Source organism: Serratia surfactantfaciens, from assembly GCF_001642805.2.
Classification (GTDB): Bacteria; Pseudomonadota; Gammaproteobacteria; order Enterobacterales; family Enterobacteriaceae; genus Serratia; species Serratia surfactantfaciens.
Genome location: NZ_CP016948.1, coordinates 302,702 through 320,543, shown reverse-complemented (window position 1 = coordinate 320,543; position 17,842 = coordinate 302,702). Strand labels below are relative to the sequence as shown.

20 protein-coding genes are annotated in these 17,842 nt (G+C 60.6%); 8 read left to right on the top strand and 12 right to left on the bottom strand.

The features are described 5' to 3' along the window. Window positions 1–2 precede the first annotated feature (2 nt). On the bottom strand, window positions 3–785 hold the full coding sequence (locus ATE40_RS01485) for a DeoR/GlpR family DNA-binding transcription regulator (RefSeq protein ID WP_063918812.1): 783 nt from the start codon (window positions 783–785) through the stop codon (window positions 3–5). Between the two features lie 138 nt (window positions 786–923). On the opposite strand from ATE40_RS01485, the gene ATE40_RS01480 reads away from it, so the two are divergent. Further along, window positions 924–1,613, top strand: a complete 690-nt coding sequence (locus ATE40_RS01480; RefSeq protein WP_019454259.1) for a ZIP family metal transporter — start codon at window positions 924–926, stop codon at window positions 1,611–1,613. Here ATE40_RS01480 and ATE40_RS24845 read toward each other — a convergent pair. Next, entirely contained in the window at window positions 1,593–1,814 is a 222-nt protein-coding gene (locus ATE40_RS24845; protein ID WP_162136464.1) for a hypothetical protein, read from the bottom strand. The genes ATE40_RS01480 and ATE40_RS24845 overlap by 21 nt on opposite strands. Between ATE40_RS24845 and ATE40_RS01475 the strand changes: the two genes are divergently transcribed. Next, window positions 1,720–2,337, top strand: coding sequence for a hypothetical protein (locus tag ATE40_RS01475; RefSeq protein ID WP_019454260.1), 618 nt, complete (start codon window positions 1,720–1,722; stop codon window positions 2,335–2,337). The two genes, ATE40_RS24845 and ATE40_RS01475, sit on opposite strands and share 95 nt — an antisense overlap. Before the next feature lie 35 nt (window positions 2,338–2,372). Here the strand turns inward: ATE40_RS01475 and ATE40_RS01470 are convergent, their stop codons facing one another. From ATE40_RS01470 to ATE40_RS01455, 4 genes are all read right to left on the bottom strand, one after another. Further along, the gene (locus ATE40_RS01470; protein ID WP_019454261.1) at window positions 2,373–2,636 is read right to left on the bottom strand and encodes a putative hemolysin; all 264 of its coding nucleotides are present in this window, start codon (window positions 2,634–2,636) and stop codon (window positions 2,373–2,375) included. A gap of 53 nt (window positions 2,637–2,689) precedes the next feature. After that, on the bottom strand, window positions 2,690–3,181 hold the full coding sequence (locus tag ATE40_RS01465; protein ID WP_063918811.1) for a YjjA family protein: 492 nt from the start codon (window positions 3,179–3,181) through the stop codon (window positions 2,690–2,692). A 126-nt stretch (window positions 3,182–3,307) separates the two neighbouring features. Next, the gene (pagP, locus tag ATE40_RS01460; RefSeq protein ID WP_025160075.1) at window positions 3,308–3,898 is read right to left on the bottom strand and encodes a lipid IV(A) palmitoyltransferase PagP; all 591 of its coding nucleotides are present in this window, start codon (window positions 3,896–3,898) and stop codon (window positions 3,308–3,310) included. Between the two features lie 207 nt (window positions 3,899–4,105). Continuing rightward, entirely contained in the window at window positions 4,106–4,534 is a 429-nt protein-coding gene (locus tag ATE40_RS01455) for a universal stress protein (RefSeq protein ID WP_019454264.1), read from the bottom strand. A gap of 675 nt (window positions 4,535–5,209) precedes the next feature. On the opposite strand from ATE40_RS01455, the gene ATE40_RS01450 reads away from it, so the two are divergent. Next, the gene (locus ATE40_RS01450; protein WP_063918810.1) at window positions 5,210–6,889 is read left to right on the top strand and encodes an alpha-keto acid decarboxylase family protein; all 1,680 of its coding nucleotides are present in this window, start codon (window positions 5,210–5,212) and stop codon (window positions 6,887–6,889) included. A 19-nt stretch (window positions 6,890–6,908) separates the two neighbouring features. Here the strand turns inward: ATE40_RS01450 and ATE40_RS01445 are convergent, their stop codons facing one another. Continuing rightward, on the bottom strand, window positions 6,909–7,817 hold the full coding sequence (locus tag ATE40_RS01445) for a LysR family transcriptional regulator (RefSeq protein ID WP_244889062.1): 909 nt from the start codon (window positions 7,815–7,817) through the stop codon (window positions 6,909–6,911). Between the two features lie 69 nt (window positions 7,818–7,886). On the opposite strand from ATE40_RS01445, the gene ATE40_RS01440 reads away from it, so the two are divergent. Continuing rightward, a complete protein-coding gene (locus ATE40_RS01440) occupies window positions 7,887–8,729 on the top strand; it encodes an alpha/beta fold hydrolase (protein WP_063918808.1) in 843 nt (280 codons plus the stop codon). An 11-nt stretch (window positions 8,730–8,740) separates the two neighbouring features. Here the strand turns inward: ATE40_RS01440 and ATE40_RS01435 are convergent, their stop codons facing one another. Beyond that, window positions 8,741–9,847, bottom strand: coding sequence for a DUF1615 domain-containing protein (locus ATE40_RS01435; protein ID WP_063918807.1), 1,107 nt, complete (start codon window positions 9,845–9,847; stop codon window positions 8,741–8,743). Between the two features lie 179 nt (window positions 9,848–10,026). Between ATE40_RS01435 and tehB the strand changes: the two genes are divergently transcribed. Beyond that, window positions 10,027–10,890: an SAM-dependent methyltransferase TehB gene (gene tehB / locus ATE40_RS01430; protein ID WP_063918806.1), complete on the top strand. Its 864-nt coding sequence runs from the start codon at window positions 10,027–10,029 to the stop codon at window positions 10,888–10,890. Here the strand turns inward: tehB and ATE40_RS01425 are convergent. Beyond that, on the bottom strand, window positions 10,885–11,598 hold the full coding sequence (locus tag ATE40_RS01425) for a 2OG-Fe(II) oxygenase (RefSeq protein WP_063918805.1): 714 nt from the start codon (window positions 11,596–11,598) through the stop codon (window positions 10,885–10,887). The two genes, tehB and ATE40_RS01425, sit on opposite strands and share 6 nt — an antisense overlap. After that, window positions 11,595–12,650, bottom strand: coding sequence for a bifunctional DNA-binding transcriptional regulator/O6-methylguanine-DNA methyltransferase Ada (gene ada / locus ATE40_RS01420; protein WP_063918804.1), 1,056 nt, complete (start codon window positions 12,648–12,650; stop codon window positions 11,595–11,597). Before ada ends, ATE40_RS01425 begins: the two co-directional genes overlap by 4 nt. Before the next feature lie 237 nt (window positions 12,651–12,887). Between ada and leuE the strand changes: the two genes are divergently transcribed. Together leuE and ATE40_RS01410 are read left to right on the top strand one after the other, a co-directional pair. Next, complete coding sequence (gene leuE, locus ATE40_RS01415) at window positions 12,888–13,526, top strand: leucine efflux protein LeuE (RefSeq protein WP_016928933.1); 639 nt, start codon at window positions 12,888–12,890, stop codon at window positions 13,524–13,526. Between the two features lie 159 nt (window positions 13,527–13,685). Further along, the gene (locus ATE40_RS01410; protein ID WP_019454273.1) at window positions 13,686–15,185 is read left to right on the top strand and encodes an aldehyde dehydrogenase family protein; all 1,500 of its coding nucleotides are present in this window, start codon (window positions 13,686–13,688) and stop codon (window positions 15,183–15,185) included. A gap of 33 nt (window positions 15,186–15,218) precedes the next feature. On the opposite strand, the gene feaR is transcribed toward ATE40_RS01410, so the two are convergent. Then, on the bottom strand, window positions 15,219–16,118 hold the full coding sequence (gene feaR, locus ATE40_RS01405) for a transcriptional regulator FeaR (RefSeq protein ID WP_019454274.1): 900 nt from the start codon (window positions 16,116–16,118) through the stop codon (window positions 15,219–15,221). A 225-nt stretch (window positions 16,119–16,343) separates the two neighbouring features. Here feaR and ATE40_RS01400 point away from each other — a divergent pair, with 225 nt between their 5' ends. Continuing rightward, window positions 16,344–17,066: an acid phosphatase gene (locus ATE40_RS01400; protein WP_019454275.1), complete on the top strand. Its 723-nt coding sequence runs from the start codon at window positions 16,344–16,346 to the stop codon at window positions 17,064–17,066. 35 nt (window positions 17,067–17,101) lie between these two features. Here the strand turns inward: ATE40_RS01400 and ATE40_RS01395 are convergent, their stop codons facing one another. After that, window positions 17,102–17,743 carry a protein disulfide oxidoreductase DsbA gene (locus ATE40_RS01395; RefSeq protein WP_019454276.1) on the bottom strand — a complete coding sequence of 214 codons (642 nt, stop codon included), beginning with the start codon at window positions 17,741–17,743 and terminating at the stop codon, window positions 17,102–17,104. Window positions 17,744–17,842 lie beyond the last annotated feature (99 nt).

Here is a 17,842-nt window from a genome sequence, read left to right as displayed (position 1 = left end):
CATCATTCTCCGGTCGATAAGTCGCTGTGCCAAACCTGGCCGCCGCCCTGCGCCACCTGCAACTCGAGCTGCGGGTGCGCGCCGCGCGCCGTCACCAGATGGTCCACCCGCCCGGCGGGCAGGAAGGGATAAGGGGCGTAGGTATTGAGTTTGTCGCGGGTACACAGCACCGCCACGCTGCCGGCGCGCCTCAGCAGCCGCTTTTTGAAGGTGGCGTCCTGATAGCTCAGCGCGGAAAAACCGCCGTCCGGGTCATAGGCGCAGATACCGGTGAACACCAGATCGAAATGAAAGCCGTCGATCTCTTCCGCCGCCTTGGCGTCCACGCAGCCGCCGACCTGTTCATCCAGTTCACCGCCGATCAGAATGGTGCGGATCCCCGGCCGTTCCAGCATCTTCCCGGCGATGCTCAACGCATTGGTCACCACCGTCAAACGCCGATCGCGCGGCAACAACTCCGCCAGATACAGGTGAGTGCTGCCAGCGTCGAGGAAAATCAGCTGTTCTTCGCCGATCAGCGCCAGCGCGGTCTGCGCCAGCGCCAGCTTCTCATCGCCGCTGAGCGCCATGCGCGCCGCAACCGGGCCATCGGCCGGCGTTGGCGCCAACGCGCCGCCATAGATGCGCTTGCACAGGTTTTGCGCCGCCAGCTGGCGCAGATCGCGACGGATAGTCGCTTCAGTCGTATTCAGCCGCTGCGCCATCTCCAGAGCCAGCACCCGCCCCTGTTGGCGGAGCGTTTCGAGAATAGCCTGGTGGCGTTCATTCGGTAACAATTTGGACATCACATAAGCCCGCCGATGCTAAAGTGATCACAAATGTACATAAATGAACAAAATCGTACAAACATTTTTTCACCACGCTGAATCGACGGCGCTCATCTAGACTGAGAGAGACATCACAGATAAAGGGATTATTACGCGATGACCTCCGCCGTGCTTTATACCCTGTTTCCCGCCGCAGCTACCGTCATCGGCGCGGCGGTGGCGCTCTATCGTCGCCCCGGCGACGCCACGATGCGCGTCATCCATCACTTTACCGCCGGCATCGTTTTCGCCGCCGCAGCCACTGAGATCCTGCCCGATCTCAAACAGCAGTCGCCCGTGGCCGTATTGCTGGGCGGTGCCGCGGGGGTGCTGTTGATGTTGTTAGTTCGCCGGCTGGGCGAAAAAGCACAGGGGCCGGTCGGCTTTATCGCCGCAGTCGGCGTCGATATCTTCATCGATGGGCTGGTGCTGGGCATTGCCTTCGCGGCCGGCGCCAAAGCCGGTTTGCTGTTGACGCTGGCGTTAACGCTGGAGGTGCTGTTCCTGGGGTTGTCGATCGTCGGCGATTTGAAAGATTTCCTCGGCAGACGGCTGCGCGCCATGGCGGCGATCGTCGGGCTGGCGCTGCTGCTGCCCATCGGCGGCCTGCTGGGGGCCCCGGTGGCCATGCTGGGCGCATTTTGGCTGACCGCCTTCCTGGCCTTTGGCCTGATCGCCCTGCTCTACCTGGTGACCGAGGAGCTGCTGGTCGAAGCGCATGAGGGCGGGAAAGAGACCCCGTTCGCCACCGCGATGTTCTTTGCCGGCTTCCTGCTGCTGTTGCTGTTAGAGGAAGGTTTGGGGTAAAAAAACAGGAATTTCATGGCGCATGCCGCCCGGTGGCAACGCTTTGGCTATACTGAGGCAAGCGAAGTTACCGCAGACGTAACGGCTTGGGCGCAAAGGGAAAACGATGTTATTGACGATCGCAAGGTGGCTGTTCCAATTACCCGGGAAGCTGTTTGGGCTGATTTTTAAAAATCGCCTGAGGATATTTCTGTTCTTCATGCTGGTTGCCGTCGGGGTGCTCGGCGCCAAGCGCTATCTGCGCGCCCACCAGTATGACGACGAATTCAGCCTCGCCGCGCCCACCGATTACAACCGCGCGATCAAGCGCGAACTGCCGCAGCGCGAAGCGCGTGAGCAGTGCGGCGGACCGCTGCATGATAATGCCGGGCAAGCTTGGCCTGCGTCAGCCGGCTATCTGCATCAGCCGACTCAGCTGCCTGCCACCGGCCTTCATCGGCTGACGCTGGACAACCGGGACAACGGTTTCGCGGTGCTGGTCAAGCTGGAAACGCCGGCGGCGCCGCAACAGCTGGCGGAAGTTTTTATCCCGGCCGCCGGCAGCTTCGAGGTGAAAATCAATGCGGATGCGGAACACGTGATGAAAATCAAGAACATCAAGACCGGCTGCATGTTCCGCTCCAGGCCGTTCAACCTGGATAAGCAGAGCGATTGGCGCCTGCCGCTATCGCTGCAAAAGGACGGCAGCCTGCAGCTGCAGCCGATAGGCGATCGCCAATTCTGATCGGGCGCCGGGCAGAAAAACCGGCGCCGCGCGGGTTACTTTTTCACCGGATGATCGCGCCGGAACAGCTCCCAGCTTTCTATTTCCTGCCCATTCGGCAAAGTGCAGGTGGAATACTGGCCCGCCGCGTTCTCTTTGGCGTTCAGCTTGCCGCCGATTTTGGTGCAATACACGTCAGCCGGGTTCGCCATGCCGATCGGTTTCACCTGCGGCGGTGGCGGCGCATCGTTGGATTTCACGGAACACCCCTGCAACATCGTCATCCCTGCCAGCAGGGAAAGCATCAACGTTTTTTTCATTTTTCCAGCTTATGCAAAAAACGAACGGCGGAGCGCGCTCCGCCATTCGCTGATCATGAAATAAAGGATTTGCCCTGTTTCAGCACCAGATCGCAGGCTTTCTGTTTCACCTTCTCGGTGATCTGCGAGGTACCCAGGCTGTTCAGATCCAGGCTCTTGCCTTCCCCGGTCTGCAGCAAGCCGCCCAGGCCCTGCTGATAATCCTGGCTCTTGGCGTTTTCAGTGCTGGTGATGCCCAGCTTGCTGAGCAGTTGATCTTTCACCCCTTCGGCACCGTTAGCCGACAGCACGTTGTTTTTCACGCAGTACTGCAGGATGCCGGCGGCGTTGGTCATGCTGCTGGAGCTCAACGCTTTGTCGCCACCGTTCAGCAGGCCGGTCAACGAGGAGAGCGACATGCCGCCGCCGCCGCTGTCGCCGCCCGATTTGCTCAGTTCGCCCGCCGCGCTGCTGAGAGAATCCATCAGACCGGCGGCCTGGGTGGCGCCGCTGGCCAGGGTCGCGGACAGCGCCAAAGCCAGCAGTAAAGGATGTTTGGTGATCATAGTGGTAAAACTCCTGTAAGAACGGCATGCGATCGGCGCAGCGCGCCGGGATACCTTTCCGACGCCGCCGGCGGCGACAAGTTCCTTTTATCTCGCCGCCGCGCCGTTTTTCGGAATCCAGGAAGTTTAGAACTGCCAGCGCAGCCAGGCGAAGAACACGTTACCGTTGTTATAGGTGCCGGGAATGTAGGTCGCCTGGAACGTCAGCCGCTGATAGCCGATAGAGGCCAACGGCAGCGGCGCCGGGATAGGAATGTATTTCCAGTTATCGCGTGCGGTGACGCTGGCGGTGAAGCCCAGCCCCAGGCGGAAATCCTTGTCGTCCAGCGGGCGCCAGATCTTCTCGTAGGCGTAGCCGCCGATCGGCTCCCATTTGTTGAAGGAGTCCTTGAACGCCATGATGTAGATGCCGTGCCAGTCACCGTCGCTGTCGTAGCGGGAGATGCCGTAACCGGCGCCCCACGGGCGCTCGTTGTACTTATCGATATGTTCATCATCGTAAGTCCAACGGTTGTGCCAGGTGATGGCCGGGATATAGAGATCGTGGTTAGGCGAATTGTTCCAGGTCTCCGCCACGTTATGGGTAAAACGCTGCCATAGACCCGGTTTCTCAGCTTGCGCGGTATTGCCACTTTCTGTACTAACCTCAGCGTAAGAAGGCAGTGCAGGAAATATCAACGCCAGAGAACATGCCAAAAGAGTCCGTTTGAGAAACATCGTAAAGCTCCTGTAAAAATACGGCCGCAGATTTTTACCGATAGCCCAGGCAAGATCAAGCTGTATCTAATTTATCCAACGCCCGTTGTGTTTTGGTTAAGCTTAGCACCGGAAAATTCACTTTGGTTTATAACAGCTTGCACCGGCAGCTGCATATTATCGCCTTTCGGGCGGCAAAACCGTGGGAAAAGTCCGCTTTGTCGCACGCTACTCACGAGCAAGGTGCTTGACCAGCACATCGACATCGAGACGGTTCACAAACTCCAGGGAATAGGAGGAGTAAAGACCGAACAGGCGGTTTTGGTGCCCGACCACCACCAGATCGATACCGGCCTGGCGAATAAAATCGCTCACGTCCTTAAAGCGCCGAATGGTGACGATCTCTTTAACCGCAACCGGCGCATCGACGGCGCTCACCAGCCGGCTCAGCATCGCCTTGGCGGCGATCACTTCCTGCGCCTGACGATCCTTGACCAACGCGTCGCTGCCGTATTCCAGCTCCGCGTAGTCGGCGTTAAGGTGGCCGACGGTGATGGCGACAGGCAGCCCGCGCACCATCGCCACCGTTTGACGCAGCAATGGCAGCCCATCATGCTCATCATGAATCAGCACCAGAATATGTCGATAGCTTTTCATCGCTCTTTCTCCCCGCCGGTCAGTGCCCCTGGGGCGCCGCCCTCTCTGGTAGGTATACGCCATCTGCGCGCACGTAGAGAAAAGTTTACGTATCAGTTCGCACGGAATGTGATGGCCGCCACGTTATATTAGCGCCCGTGACGGCACATTTTTACCCCGGCCCGACGCCGCGCGCATTGCGGCATCCGTAAAGCAAAACTGACAACCCTGCCCGAATAAAAAAACCTCATTGTTAAATTTTTGTTTTTGGATAGTTACGGAATGGTTTCGTGAAATAAGCGTGCGGCGGATCACCAAAATGCGTCCTTGCGTGAGGTTATGCATTTCTTTCTCAGGCAAAACACGCTGCAGCGCCCAATGGGATTTTACGCGGCGTCAGAAGTACCGGATCATTCGTCCTGCATCATGCCAAATGCCACTACGCCGCCATTTTTCCGCCGATATACCGTCAATGAAAAATACCGCTCGGCCCTGACACACAATAACCACACTATTTATACATAAAGCCATCGCGTAAAGCGCCGAATACAAACCGCCTATTCATCGCCTGCTCCCCCTATCTTGAACAAGCCGCCACTTTAAATAACTGTTAATGCTAACGACACAACATCGCCAGCAATTTATTTTTGCTGATTTTCGCCTGACAAAATAAAGATAAATAATCCGGAGCAATCAATGAAAATAACTATCGGGTCATTCATTCTGCAACAGCTGCACGCCCTGGACGTCGATCGCATTTACGGCGTGCCCGGCGACTATAACCTCAGCCTGCTGGAGCTGCTGGAAAGCGATGAACGGCTGGCGTTTGTCGGCAACTGCAATGAGTTGAACGCCTCCTACGCCGCCGACGGCTACGCCCGGATGAAGGGCGCCGGCGCGCTGATCGTCACCTATGGCGTCGGCGATCTGGCCGCGCTGTCCGGCATTGCCGGGGCCTATGCCGAATCCTCGCCGGTGATCTGCATCGCTGGCACGCCGCCGCTGCACGCGATGAAAAATCATCAGCTCTTACACCATACCCTTGGCGACGGCAATTTCGACAACGTCATGAACTGCTTTAAACAATTCACCGTCGCTCAGGCTCTGATTACGCCGGAAAATGCCGCGCAGGAAATCCCACGCGTTATTTCCCGCGCCTGGATAGAGAAGAAACCGGTGTATTTACAGCTGCCGTCAGATATTTGCGATGTCGAAATTGAAGTCGCCGAAGCGGCGAAGGCACCGCAGTTGCCGGCCAGCGATAAATACAATGTGCAATTAGCGGCGATGGCGCTGTTAACCAAAATAAAACGCGCGCAGCGCCCGATCATGTTGGTCGACCAAATGGTGGATCGTTATCGGCTACAGAAGTTGGTTATCGATGTCGCTCACCGCTTTGCCATTCCCCTGACCAATATGCCAACCGCCAAATGCATTATCCCGGAAAACACCGCCGGTTGGATGGGCGGCTACAGCGGCAACCTGTCGCGCCCCGAACTGTATGACCGCATGGCCCACTCAGACTGCGTGCTGAGCTTCGGCGTGCGTCTGGTGGATTCCACCACCGGTTATTTCTCGCAGCAAATTCCCGCCGCCGCTCAGGTGGACATTCAGCCGTTCTCGATGAAACTGGACAACACCTCCTACCCGGCGGTATCGACGGCGGATCTGCTGCAGGCGCTGCTGGAGCTGAGCGAAGATGCGCCGGCGCAACGCCTGCCGCCGCTGGCCGATCCGCGTGACAAGCTGGCGACGCCGAGCGACGCCCCCATCGACCAGGCCTATCTGTGGCAACGGATCCAACGTTTCATCCGGGCGGATGACGTGGTGGTGGTCGAAAACGGCACCTCGGGCGCCGCCATCGGCGGCATGCGCATGCCCGACGGCGTCAAGGTGGTCAACCAACCGATTTGGGGCTCGATCGGCTATACCCTACCGGCGCTGCTCGGCACCCTGATGGCGGCCCCGGAGCGCCGACACCTGCTGTTCATCGGCGACGGCTCCTTCCAGCTCACCGCCCAGGAAATCTCCACCCTGCTGCGCTGCGATCAAAAGCCGATCATCTTTCTGATCAACAACGATGGCTACACCATCGAGCGCTATATCCTCGGCGAAAGCTCGTCCTACAACGATATCAGCCCGTGGGACTACGCCAAACTGCCGGCGGTGCTGAATACCCAGGCGCAGCCGTTCAGCGTGGCGGTGGAAACCACACAACAGCTGGAAATGGCGCTGGAACACGCCTCGCGGCAGGATCGGCTGGCGTTTATCGAGGTGAAAGTGCCGATGATGGACACGCCGCCGGTGATGAAAGAGTTCTGCAACCGTTGCAACAGCTTTAACTTCGGCCTGACCAACCCACGGCGCCGTGCCTGAGGCGCTACCGCGCCGCTTCTCAGGAAGCGGTGTCGGTTTGCAACGCCACCGCGATCTCGCTCCCCAGCGTTTGCGCCAGCGAACGCCGGGGCCCCTCCCCGATACGCAGCGCATTCACCACCGTCGGCAGCGGCAGCAAACGTTCCAGCGTTCTATCGATTCGCACTCGCCGATCCAGGCATCGCTGATTGAGCACGCCGACCCCCATGCCGGCGGCAATCGCCGTCAACATCCCGGTAACTGAAGGGCATTCCAGAGTTATTTTGCAGGCTATGCCAGCAGTGCTCAGCAACCGCTCCGCCAGGCTACGATAAAAACAGTCCGGTCCGTAGCTCACCAATTTGATGGATTCCCCCTGCCGATAGTGCCAGCCAGGCGACGAACACCAATGCAAACGTTCCCTACCGAGCAACGTCTCGGCCTCATCATGCGGGCCGTCAAACCTCTGGTGCAGGATCAGGTCGAGTTCTCCCTGTGCCAATCCGCGGCGCAGCGACTGGCTTTGGCCGATAACCAACTGCACGTCAACCTGCGGGTGCCGATCGCTGAACGCCGCCAACAGGGCTGCCAACGGCGGCAACGGCGTCTGCTCCGTGGCGCCGAGCCGCACCGCGCCCTGCAGGGCTGAAGGCGCAAAATGCGCCAGCGCCCGATCGTGCGCACTCAAAATGCGCCGCCCGTGTTCGGCCAACACTTCACCGTCTGCGGTGACGGCCAATGCCGCCCCCTGGCGATCCAGCAATGTGCGCCCCAGTTGCGCCTCCAGCCGTTTGATTTTCCAACTGACCGCCGACTGGCTGAGATTAAGCTGCTGCGCCGCTCGGGTCATGCTGCCGGTGTCAATCACGCACAGTAGCGCACGCAAGGCATCTATCGACAAACGCTGGTTCATGTTTCCACCATGACAAAACTGGGATGAGCTCACCATAACTTGTCATTGGCGTCATGAAAAGGCGCCGGTTAGGGTAGAAAAACATCCCTTCTCTGGAGATTCGTCATGAATGCTTTTCCCAATCTGCTTAACCAACACCGGATCATCAACGGCCATCGCATCGCCGCCGGCGTCCACGGCGCGGGGGAACCGCTGGTGCTAGTGCATGGCACCCCAGCGCACGCGATCGTCTGGCGGCACCTGCTGCCGTCGTTGATTGCGGCGGGATTTCGGGTTCATCTCTACGATCTGCTGGGGTTCGGCGCCTCGGAGCGGCCGCTGACGGCGGATACCTCCATCGCCGCGCAGGCGGAACTGCTGATCGCATTGCTGGATGACTGGGAGCTGGAAACGGCGCACATCTTCGGTCATGACATCGGCGGCGCGCTGTCGCTGCGTGCGGCCTTCAGCCATGCCGCGCGTTTTCGCTCGCTGACCATCGCGGACATCTGCAGTTACGATTCCTGGCCTTCGCCGTCCTGGCGCGACATGCGCGACCATTATCAACACTATGCAGTCATGGCGCCGGAACAGCATGAACAGGCGATGACGCGGCAATTGAAAATGGCGGTGTTCGACAAAACGCTGATGGAGGGCGAACTGCTACGCCACTATCTGACGCCGATCGTCGGCGTCATCGGCCAACCGGCGTTTTACCGGCATCAGATCGCCCACTACGATGCCCGTTATACCGCCGATTTTTCCGAGTGCTTGCCGGCGCTGCACCTGCCGGTGCAGATCCTGTGGGGAGCCGACGACGAGTGGCAACCGCTCAGCTACGCTCATCGGTTGCAAAGCGATATTCCCGGTGCCAGGTTGCAGGTGTTTCCCCAGGCCGGGCATTTTCTGATGGAGGATGCGCCACAGGCGGTGGCGCAAGCCGCGATCGACTTTATTCACTCGCTCTGACGGCGCAGCCGTTACCCGCCGCCGGCGCGCGCCATGCAGCGCTGGCGACGTTCGTCCACCCGCTTGGCGAACCAGGCGGTGGTCAGCTTGCGGGTGATTTTCGGGCTTTCCAGCTGGATGCCCGGCAGCATCTCGCGCGGCAGTTTGCCGCCCGCCAACGCATAGACTTTCTTATACAGGTCGGTGTCGGCGAAGCCGGCGGTATCGCCTTTCTCCAACGCCCGGCGAATGGCGCTGTCGCTCATGTTAAGACGCTTGCCGAGCGTGCGCACTGCCAATTCGGTGGCACCGGGCTTGTCGCTGCCGAAGTCGATCAGATCGCCGTCCAGCGCCAGCGGAATGGCGCTCGCCCGGCTGACCGCATTTTGGAACGCCGCGTTGCGGCTGGCGTACCACCCGGCGTTGAAGTCGGCGAAGCGATAAATCGGCCGGCTGTAATCGGCCGGATATCCCAGCAAATGCATAATGCCGAAATACATGCCGCCGCGCCGGCTGAAGACTTCGCGGCGAATAGAGCCGTCTACCGGATAAGGGTATCCTTTGGCGTGCGCCTCGGCGAAGGCGACGCTCACCTGCATCGGGCCGCCGGTATGCACCGGGTTCAAATGGCCAAACAGCTTCTGCCCCATCGGCACGCGGTCAATCATGTCATCGAAAATATCGCTCAGATCCTTCTCGGTGCGCACCTTATCCAACCGCTCGCTGTAACTCTGGCCGTTCGACGACGAGATCTTCAACGCGGTATGCACCAAAAAGTTCGGGATGTGCATCTGATCGGCGCGGCGGTCGATCTCCTTCCAGGCGATCTTCGGCAGCCCCGGCACCTGCGGGTTGGCCTGGAACGTCGATTCCTGTTCGGTCACCGCCAACACTGAGCACAGGTTTTCATTACTCGGTTCGATGTCCTGCGCGGCGAAGGCGGCGGCGATATCGGTGGCCCAGCCCTGACGGTCGCCGGCGTTGGCCGGGATCAGTTTCATCAGTTGAGCTTTGACGTCGGCAGGGCGCGCCGCCGGCGCCGTGGTGGTGGTTTTACTGGTGCAGCCCGCCAGCGCCAGCAGCGCGGCCAGGCTCAGCAAACGGAAGGGCATCGGGTGGCATAAACGGCGTATCGGCATCTTTTCCCTGAACGTAATGACATCAACAGCACTGAAATTAGCCCAGCCGCCGCGCACAATCCAGTATAAAGATCTCGTCGCGTCTTTCCGTCAGGCCGCTATGTTCAAACGACCGATAAAGATGTATTTTATATGCATCATATAAATCACTTTGCTCGCCCAGCCAGAGGAGCCCCCCTATGGAGCAGCAGCTGCTTTGCTATAAAACCCTGCCGGAATGGAACAGCGACACGCTGCCGGAAGCCTTTCGCCAGCGCCACAACACCCAGAGCGGCACCTGGGCGAAACTCACCGTGCTGAGCGGCAGCCTGACGTTCGCCATGATGACCGAGGATGGCGCCACCACCGAGACCTGGCAGTTCAGCCCCGAAAGCCAGCCGCCGTTTATCGAACCGCAGCAGTGGCATCGCATCGTTTCCTTCTCAGACGACATGACCTGTCGGCTGGCGTTTTACTGCTCGCCGGAAGAGTACTACCACAAGAAATACCAACTGACGCGCACCCATTCCGAAGTGATCGAGGCGGCGGCACGCATCGCGCCGGGCAAGGCGCTGGATCTGGGCTGCGGCGGCGGGCGCAACTCGCTCTATCTCAATCTGAAAGGCTTCGACGTCACCGCCTGGGACAAGCACGCGCCGTCGATAGCGCGCCTCAACCAGATCATCGACGCCGAGCAATTGACCCGCCTGAGCGCCAGGGTGCAGGATCTCAATATCCACCGCTTCAGCGGCGAGTATGACTTCATCCTGTCCACCGTGGTGTTGATGTTCCTCGAGCGTCAGCAGATCCCGCATATCGTGCAAAACATGCAGGACAGCACCGTACCCGGCGGCCATAACCTGATCGTGGCGGCGATGGATACCGAGGATTATCCCTGCCCGCTGCCGTTCCCGTTCACCTTCAAGCCGGGCGAGCTGAAGCACTATTATCGCGACTGGCAGATCCTCAAATACAACGAGGACGTCGGGCAACTGCACAAGACCGATGCCGCCGGCAACCGCATCTCGCTGCGCTTCGCCACCCTGCTGGCGCGCAAGCTATAACGCGTCGTGAAAGATCACCCCTAGCGTGTGGCGTTGCCCGGTGCGTATCCGGCTGACGCCGTGGCGCAGATTGACCCGATAGTAGCCTCTCGCCCCGGCCACCGGCCGATGGTGCACCGCGAACACCACCGCGTCCCCCTGCTGCAAGGGCACCACCTCCGGCCGGCTCTGCATGCGCGGCCGCTGTTCGGTCAGCACAAACTCGCCGCCGGTGAAGTCCTGCCCGGGGGCGGAAAGCAGGAACGCCACCTGCAGCGGAAACACCCGTTCGCCGTACAAATCCTGATGCAAACAGTTGTAATCCCCCTCCGTGTAACGCAACAGCAGCGGCGTTGGCCGCCGCTGGCCGGCCTGATGGCATTCAGCCAGGTAGGCCTCGTGTTCGGCGGGATAACGCGTCTCCAGACCCAGCATGGCATTCCAACGATTGGCCAACGGCGCCAACCGCGCGTACAGCAGGCTGCGCGCTTCGGCCACCGGGGGCGGTAACGGATACGCAAAATACTGGTACTCGCCGCGGCCAAAACCGTGACGCGCCATGACGATGCGGCTGCGAAAATGTTCGCCATGCGGATAAAGCGCCGCCAATTGCCGGCACAGTTCGGCGCTGAGCACGCCCGGCAGGCGCGCGCTTCCCTGCGCATCAAGTTCGCGTTCGATCGCCGACCAGTCCAATTCGACCAACCGCGCCGCCAGCGCGCCGCTCATCGCTGCGCCTCTTTTTCCAGCAAGGCTTGCTTGCGCTCGACGCCCCAGCGATAACCGGACAAGGCGCCGTCGTTGCGCACCACCCGGTGGCAGGGGATCGCCACCGCCAGCATGTTGGCGGCGCAGGCGCCGGCTACTGCGCGCACCGCCTTCGGCGCGCCGATGCGCCGGGCGATATCGGCGTAGCTGACGGTTTCACCGACCGGTATCGTCTGCAGCGCCCGCCAGACTCGCTGTTGGAATGCAGTGCCGCGAATATCCAGCGGCAGCGCCAGCCCGCTCTCCGGCGCTTCGATCAGGCCCACCACCTGCGCCATCAGCGTTTCATACTGCGCGTCCCCGCCGATCAGTTCGGCGTTGGGGAATTTGTCCTGCAGATCCTGTACCAGCTGCTGCGCATCGTCCCCCAGCAAAATGGCGCAGATGCCGACTTCGCTTTGCGCCGCCAGGATCTCGCCCAGCGAACAGCGCCCGACGGCGAAATGGATGCGCATGCCTTTGCCGCCCGCCCGGTAGGCTTTCGGTGTCATGCCCAGCGCGGCGTTGGCTTGCTGGTAAAAGCGGCCATTGGCGCCATAGCCGGCGTCGAATATCGCGTCGGTCACCGTCTCCTGCTGCTTAAGACCGCAGCGCAACCGCTGGCTGCGCTGCGCGTCGGCATAGCCTTTCGGCGTCAGGCCGGTGATCGCCTTGAACAGCCGGTGAAAATGGTACTGGCTCAACCCGACGTGGCGCGCCAGTATCTGCAGCGACGGCGCTTTCTCCGCTCGTTCGATATAGCGGCAGGCCTCGGCGATCTGCTGCGCATGCTGCTCAGACAGCGGCGTTAGCCCCTGTCGGCAGCGTTTACACGGCCGATAGCCGGCAGCCTCCGCCTGCGCCGCGTCGTCGAACAGCTCCACGTTTTGCCGATTCGGCTGGCGTGACGGGCAAGAAGGCGAGCAATACACGCCGGTGGTTTTCACCGCGTAGATAAAGCGGCCGTCGGCGTGTTTGTCGCGGCTGACAATCGCCAGCCAGCGCGGATCGGCGCTGTCGATTAAGTTTTTCATCATCCGTTCCTCACTGCGGTTTCGGTGTTAACCAGCATAGTGACGGGCCGTTAGCGAAACACGCCGACTCTTGCTTTTTAATTCGGCGCCGACGTTTTCAACAATCTTTCGACAATTTTTAACCAACAACATGAAGTTTATTACGTTGCCAACCCGCTTGCACGGCGTTAGGATCTCGGCCGGCCACGGGCGTGGCCAGTGTTTTTGCCTGTTAGTTGTGCGCATGGAGAGGTTATTGTGTTAGAGAGTTTTGGCGTCCTGAATTTATGGACCTATTTGGCCGGGGTGGTCTTCATCATCATTCTGCCGGGGCCGAATACGCTGTACGTGCTGAAAACCGGCGTATCGCGCGGCGTGCGCGCCGGCTACACCGCTGCACTGGGCGTGTTTATCGGCGATGCGATCCTGATCTTCTGCGCCTATATCGGCGTGGCTTCGCTGATCCGCACCACGCCGTTCCTGTTTACCCTGGTGCGTTTTCTCGGCGCGATTTATCTGCTGTTCCTCGGCGCAAAAATCCTCTACGCCACCTTCGTGCAGAAGGCGCAGGCGCAACAGCAGCAAATTGAAGGCGGCCACAGCATTCTGCGCAAGTCGCTGACGCTGAGCCTGACCAACCCGAAAGCGATCCTGTTTTACGTGTCGTTCTTCGTGCAGTTCATCGACTTCAACTACGCACACACCGGGCTGTCGTTCACCATTCTGGCGCTGATCCTCGAAGCCGTCAGCTTTATCTACATGAGCACGCTGATCTTCTCCGGCGCGATGCTGGCGCATTTCTTCAATCACAAGAAAGGCCTGGCGAAGCTCGGCAATGGCCTGATCGGCCTGCTGTTCCTCGGTTTCGCCACCCGTCTGGCGACGCTGAGTTCGTAATCCCTCTCGGCCGGCGCCCGCCGGCCGCAGTTTACTCGTCCGTCACGGCAAAATGACACGCAGGGCAAACCGAATGTCAGGCAGACCAAAGCCGCCGCTTTCCCGCTGATATAGACTTTCAGGGTTAACCCTAACCTGATGAGCCTGATCGGAGGATGTATGTCTGACAATACCGTAGCCGTGCTGGATAGCGTATCGCGTTTTCTCGATCGTCAGCATGGGCTGTATATCGACGGCCAGTGGCGCGCGTCCGCCGCGGAAGGCCGCCTGGCGGTGTATAACCCCGCCAATGGCCAGCAGATCGCCACGACCGCCGACGCCAATGAACACGACGTCGCACTGGCGGTGCAGTCCGCCCATAAAGCCTTCAGCGAAGGCGTCTGGGCGCAGCGCCTGCCGGTAGAACGCGAGCGCATCCTGCTGCGCTTCGCCGATCTGGTGGAGCAGCATGCCGAAGAGCTGGCGCAGCTCGAAACCCTAGAACAGGGCAAATCGATCAACATCGCCCGCGGCTTAGAAGTCGGCAACACCCTGAATTGGATGCGTTACACCGCCGGGCTGGCGACCAAAATCACCGGCCAGACGCTGGACGTGTCCATTCCGATTCCGCCGGGCGCCAAATATCAGGTTTATACCCGCAAAGAGCCGATTGGCGTGGTCGCCGGCATCGTGCCCTGGAACTTCCCGCTGATGATCGGCATGTGGAAAGTGATGCCGGCGCTGGCGGCGGGCTGCTCCATCGTCATCAAACCGTCGGAAACCACCCCGCTCACCCTGCTGCGCATGGCCGAGCTGGCGAGCGAAGCCGGCGTGCCGCCGGGCGTGTTCAACGTGGTCACCGGCCGCGGCACCGTGTGCGGCAAGGCGCTGACCGAACATCCGCTGATCGCCAAAGTCAGCTTTACCGGTTCCACGCCGGTCGGCAAAAGCATTGCGCGCGCTGCGGCGGATCGCCTGACCCGCGTGACGCTGGAGTTGGGCGGCAAAAACCCGGCTATCGTACTGAAAGACGCCGATCCGCAGCAGGTGATCGAAGGCCTGATGCTCGGCAGCTTCCTCAACCAGGGGCAGGTGTGCGCCGCCAGCTCGCGGATTTATATCGAAGCGCCGATTTACGACCAGCTGGTAGCCGGTTTTGAACAGGCGGTGAAATCGCTGTCGGTCGGGCCGGGGATGGATGCCGGCGCGCAAATCAACCCGCTGGTGTCGCTTGCGCACCGCAACAAGGTGGCGGCCTACCTGGACGACGCCCGGGCGAAAAACGCCGAGCTCATCGGCGGCGCGGCCGGGCCGGACGCCAACGGCTTCTACATTCCGCCGACGCTGGTGATCAACCCGGACGATCGGTTGAACCTGACGCGCGAAGAAGTGTTTGGCCCGGTGGTCAACCTGATCCGGGTGGCGAGCGCCGAAGAGGCGCTGAGCAAGGCCAACGACACCGACTTCGGGCTGACCGCCAGCCTGTGGACCACCAGCCTGCAGAAAGCGATGGCGCTGACGCCGCGCATTCAGGCCGGCACCGTGTGGGTCAACACCCATACGCTGATCGATCCGAACATGCCGTTCGGCGGGTTTAAACAGTCGGGCAGCGGCCGCGATTTCGGCCCGGATTGGCTGGATGCCTACACCGAATCGAAATCGGTCTGCATCCGCTATTGAGTGAAGCGGCGCGGGCCTGCCCCGCGCCCAGACTTATTGATATTGCCGGCGGTATTCGCTCGGCGACATGCCAAAGCGCTGCTTGAAAGCGGTCGAGAAATGGCTGTGATCGGTGAAGCCCCAGTCGAGGCCGATGCCAGCCAACTTCTCCTGACCGGCGGCGCTGCGCAGCGCCTGCGCACACAGATCCAGCCGGCGGTTCCTGATGTACTGCGCCACCACCAGCCCCTGTCGGGCGAACAGCCGATACAGGCTGCGCAACGAGACTCCCAACTCGGCCGCCACCCATTCCGGGCGCAGCTGCGCCGACTGGATATGCCTGTCGATCAATGCCAACGCCTTGTCGAAAACCGACGGAGGCCCCTCCGGCCGCGCCTGTTCGAGCGCCAGCGCCGGACGCAGCAGCGCCGCCAATGCATTCAGCACCGCCTCGCTTTCCGCCGCGGCGAGCAGCGGATCCTGCATGCTGCTCAGCACCAGTTGGCGGCTGAGACGCACCGCGCTGAGCTCCGCCCCCAGACGCCGCGCGCACGGCGGCGGCAACGGCAGGCAGCCGCGCGGCAACAGCAGAGAAATTTGGCGCGAATCGCGCTGGAAGGTGAAACTGCTGGGCTGTGAGGCGTCAATCAGCGTCATATCGCCGGGAGAGAGCACCGTCTGGCGGTCGCCCTGCTCCATCAACGCACTGCCGCGCAGCTGGAAAACGGTAAAAAAGTGCGCGCCGTCGCTGCGGGCGATCTCGCGCGGCGTGCGGTACAGCCGGGCCTGGGACACATCGACCACGCTCAGACGCAGCGCATGGGCGCGGAATTCCTGCATCGCTCCGCTGAAGCCCGGCCCCAGCGTTTTCGCGCAGAACCTGCCGCAGGCGGTGTTGATTTTCCCCAGCCACTCTTCGAAGCCGGCGTCCCGGAGCGTTGCCAATGCCGTCATGATCTCTCCCTTCGAACAGCAGCAGCGCTGCGCCGTTGAACAGAAAAACACCATAACAATCCGTTAACACACAATCAATGATCAACGGGGGATTTGGCGCCGCGATCACAATTCACCGGGCGCGTTGTCATCAATTCGCCACGAAACCGTCATCGCATCATCACAACCCTCATCAAAGATACAAGGCTGCTGTTCCCTTCACTTTGACACCCTGGACCTGATCCGATGAAATCATTGCAAAAATCCGCTTTGGCGCTGTGCTTGTTTACCGCCAGCGCGCTGGCCGCGTTCCACGCGCAGGCGGCAGAGGAAGCCCAACCGTTCACCACCGCGCAGCAGGTGGATCTGACCCACATTCTGCCGCCGCCGCCGGCCAACGACTCGGCTCAGACCCAGCGCGAACTGCGGGAAGTGCTCGACATGCAACAGAAACGCACGCCGGAGATGGCCAGCCAGGCCAAAGCGGATGCGGAAGAGAACGTTTGGGTGTACAGCAACGTGATAGGGCCGAAGTTCAACGCCCAGGCGTTGCCGGCCGTGAGCGCCTTCTTCGATCGCATCGTCGCTACCGAAGCGGCGGTGGTCGATCCGGCGAAAGATTTCTGGAAGCGCCCGCGCCCGCATATGCTGGACAGCCGCATCGAGCCGATCGTCAAACGCTCCAGCTCCGGCTCCTGGCCTTCCGGCCACACCACGCTGGGCACGCTGATGGGCATTACCCTGGCCAACATGGTGCCGGAGAAGCGCGCCGCCATCATGACGCGCGCCTGGCAATACGGCGACAACCGGGTAGTGGCGGGCATTCACTACCCTTCCGATATCGAGATGGGCCGCATCGCCGGCAGCGTGATCAGCCAGCAGCTTTCACAGCAGCAGGATTTCCAGCAACAGTATCGGCAAGCGCGCGACGAGCTGCGTCAGGCGTTGGATTTGCCCGCGGCGAAATAGACCCGGCGGCTAACACCGGGCCCAGGCGGCCCAGTTTACGGCTGTTTGTCCAACAGGTAACGCACCACCGCCGCATACTCTTTGGCGTAGCCTTCAACGCTGGTGCTGGCCATGCCGGCATTGTCTATCTTGTATTTGCCTGCCACGTAGAACGACGGGGTGCCGCGCACCTCGAACGCTTTCACCGCTTCGTTCTGCTTGGCGATCAATCCTTTGACCAGCAGGCTGTGGCGCGCGTTTTCGTAGGTGGCGGCATCGATGCCGGCCGCCGTGAACACCCGCTGAATATCCTCGGCGCCGTTGACGGCGCGCTGTTTCTGCACCGCTTCGAACATCGGCCCTTCAATCTTGTCTTCCACGCCCAGCACCGTCGCCACCGCCCAGGCCTCGGTCAGCTCATTGCCCAGTTTGCCCATCAGGCTGACGTGATATTTGGTCAGCTTCTCGCCGGCGGGCAGCGCCTGCGCGACAGTGCTGCCTACGCGATAGGTTTCGGCGAACTGATAGCAAGGGCCGCAGTAGAAGGAGAAAAATTCCACCACCGCCGGCGCGGTGGCCACCGGCTTATCCAGCCGGGTGTATTGCTCGCCCGCACGGTAATCCGCGGCCTGAACCGCGGGTAACGCCAACATCAATACGACGGCGGCGGCGAACGAACGCTTAACTTTTGCCAACATAAACACTCCTGGTTTCATCTATGAACATCGTCCTTAGCGGCGGTTTTTATAATCAAATAACCGCCAGAAGACCAGTTTTTATTACCTTCTATTTGTGAG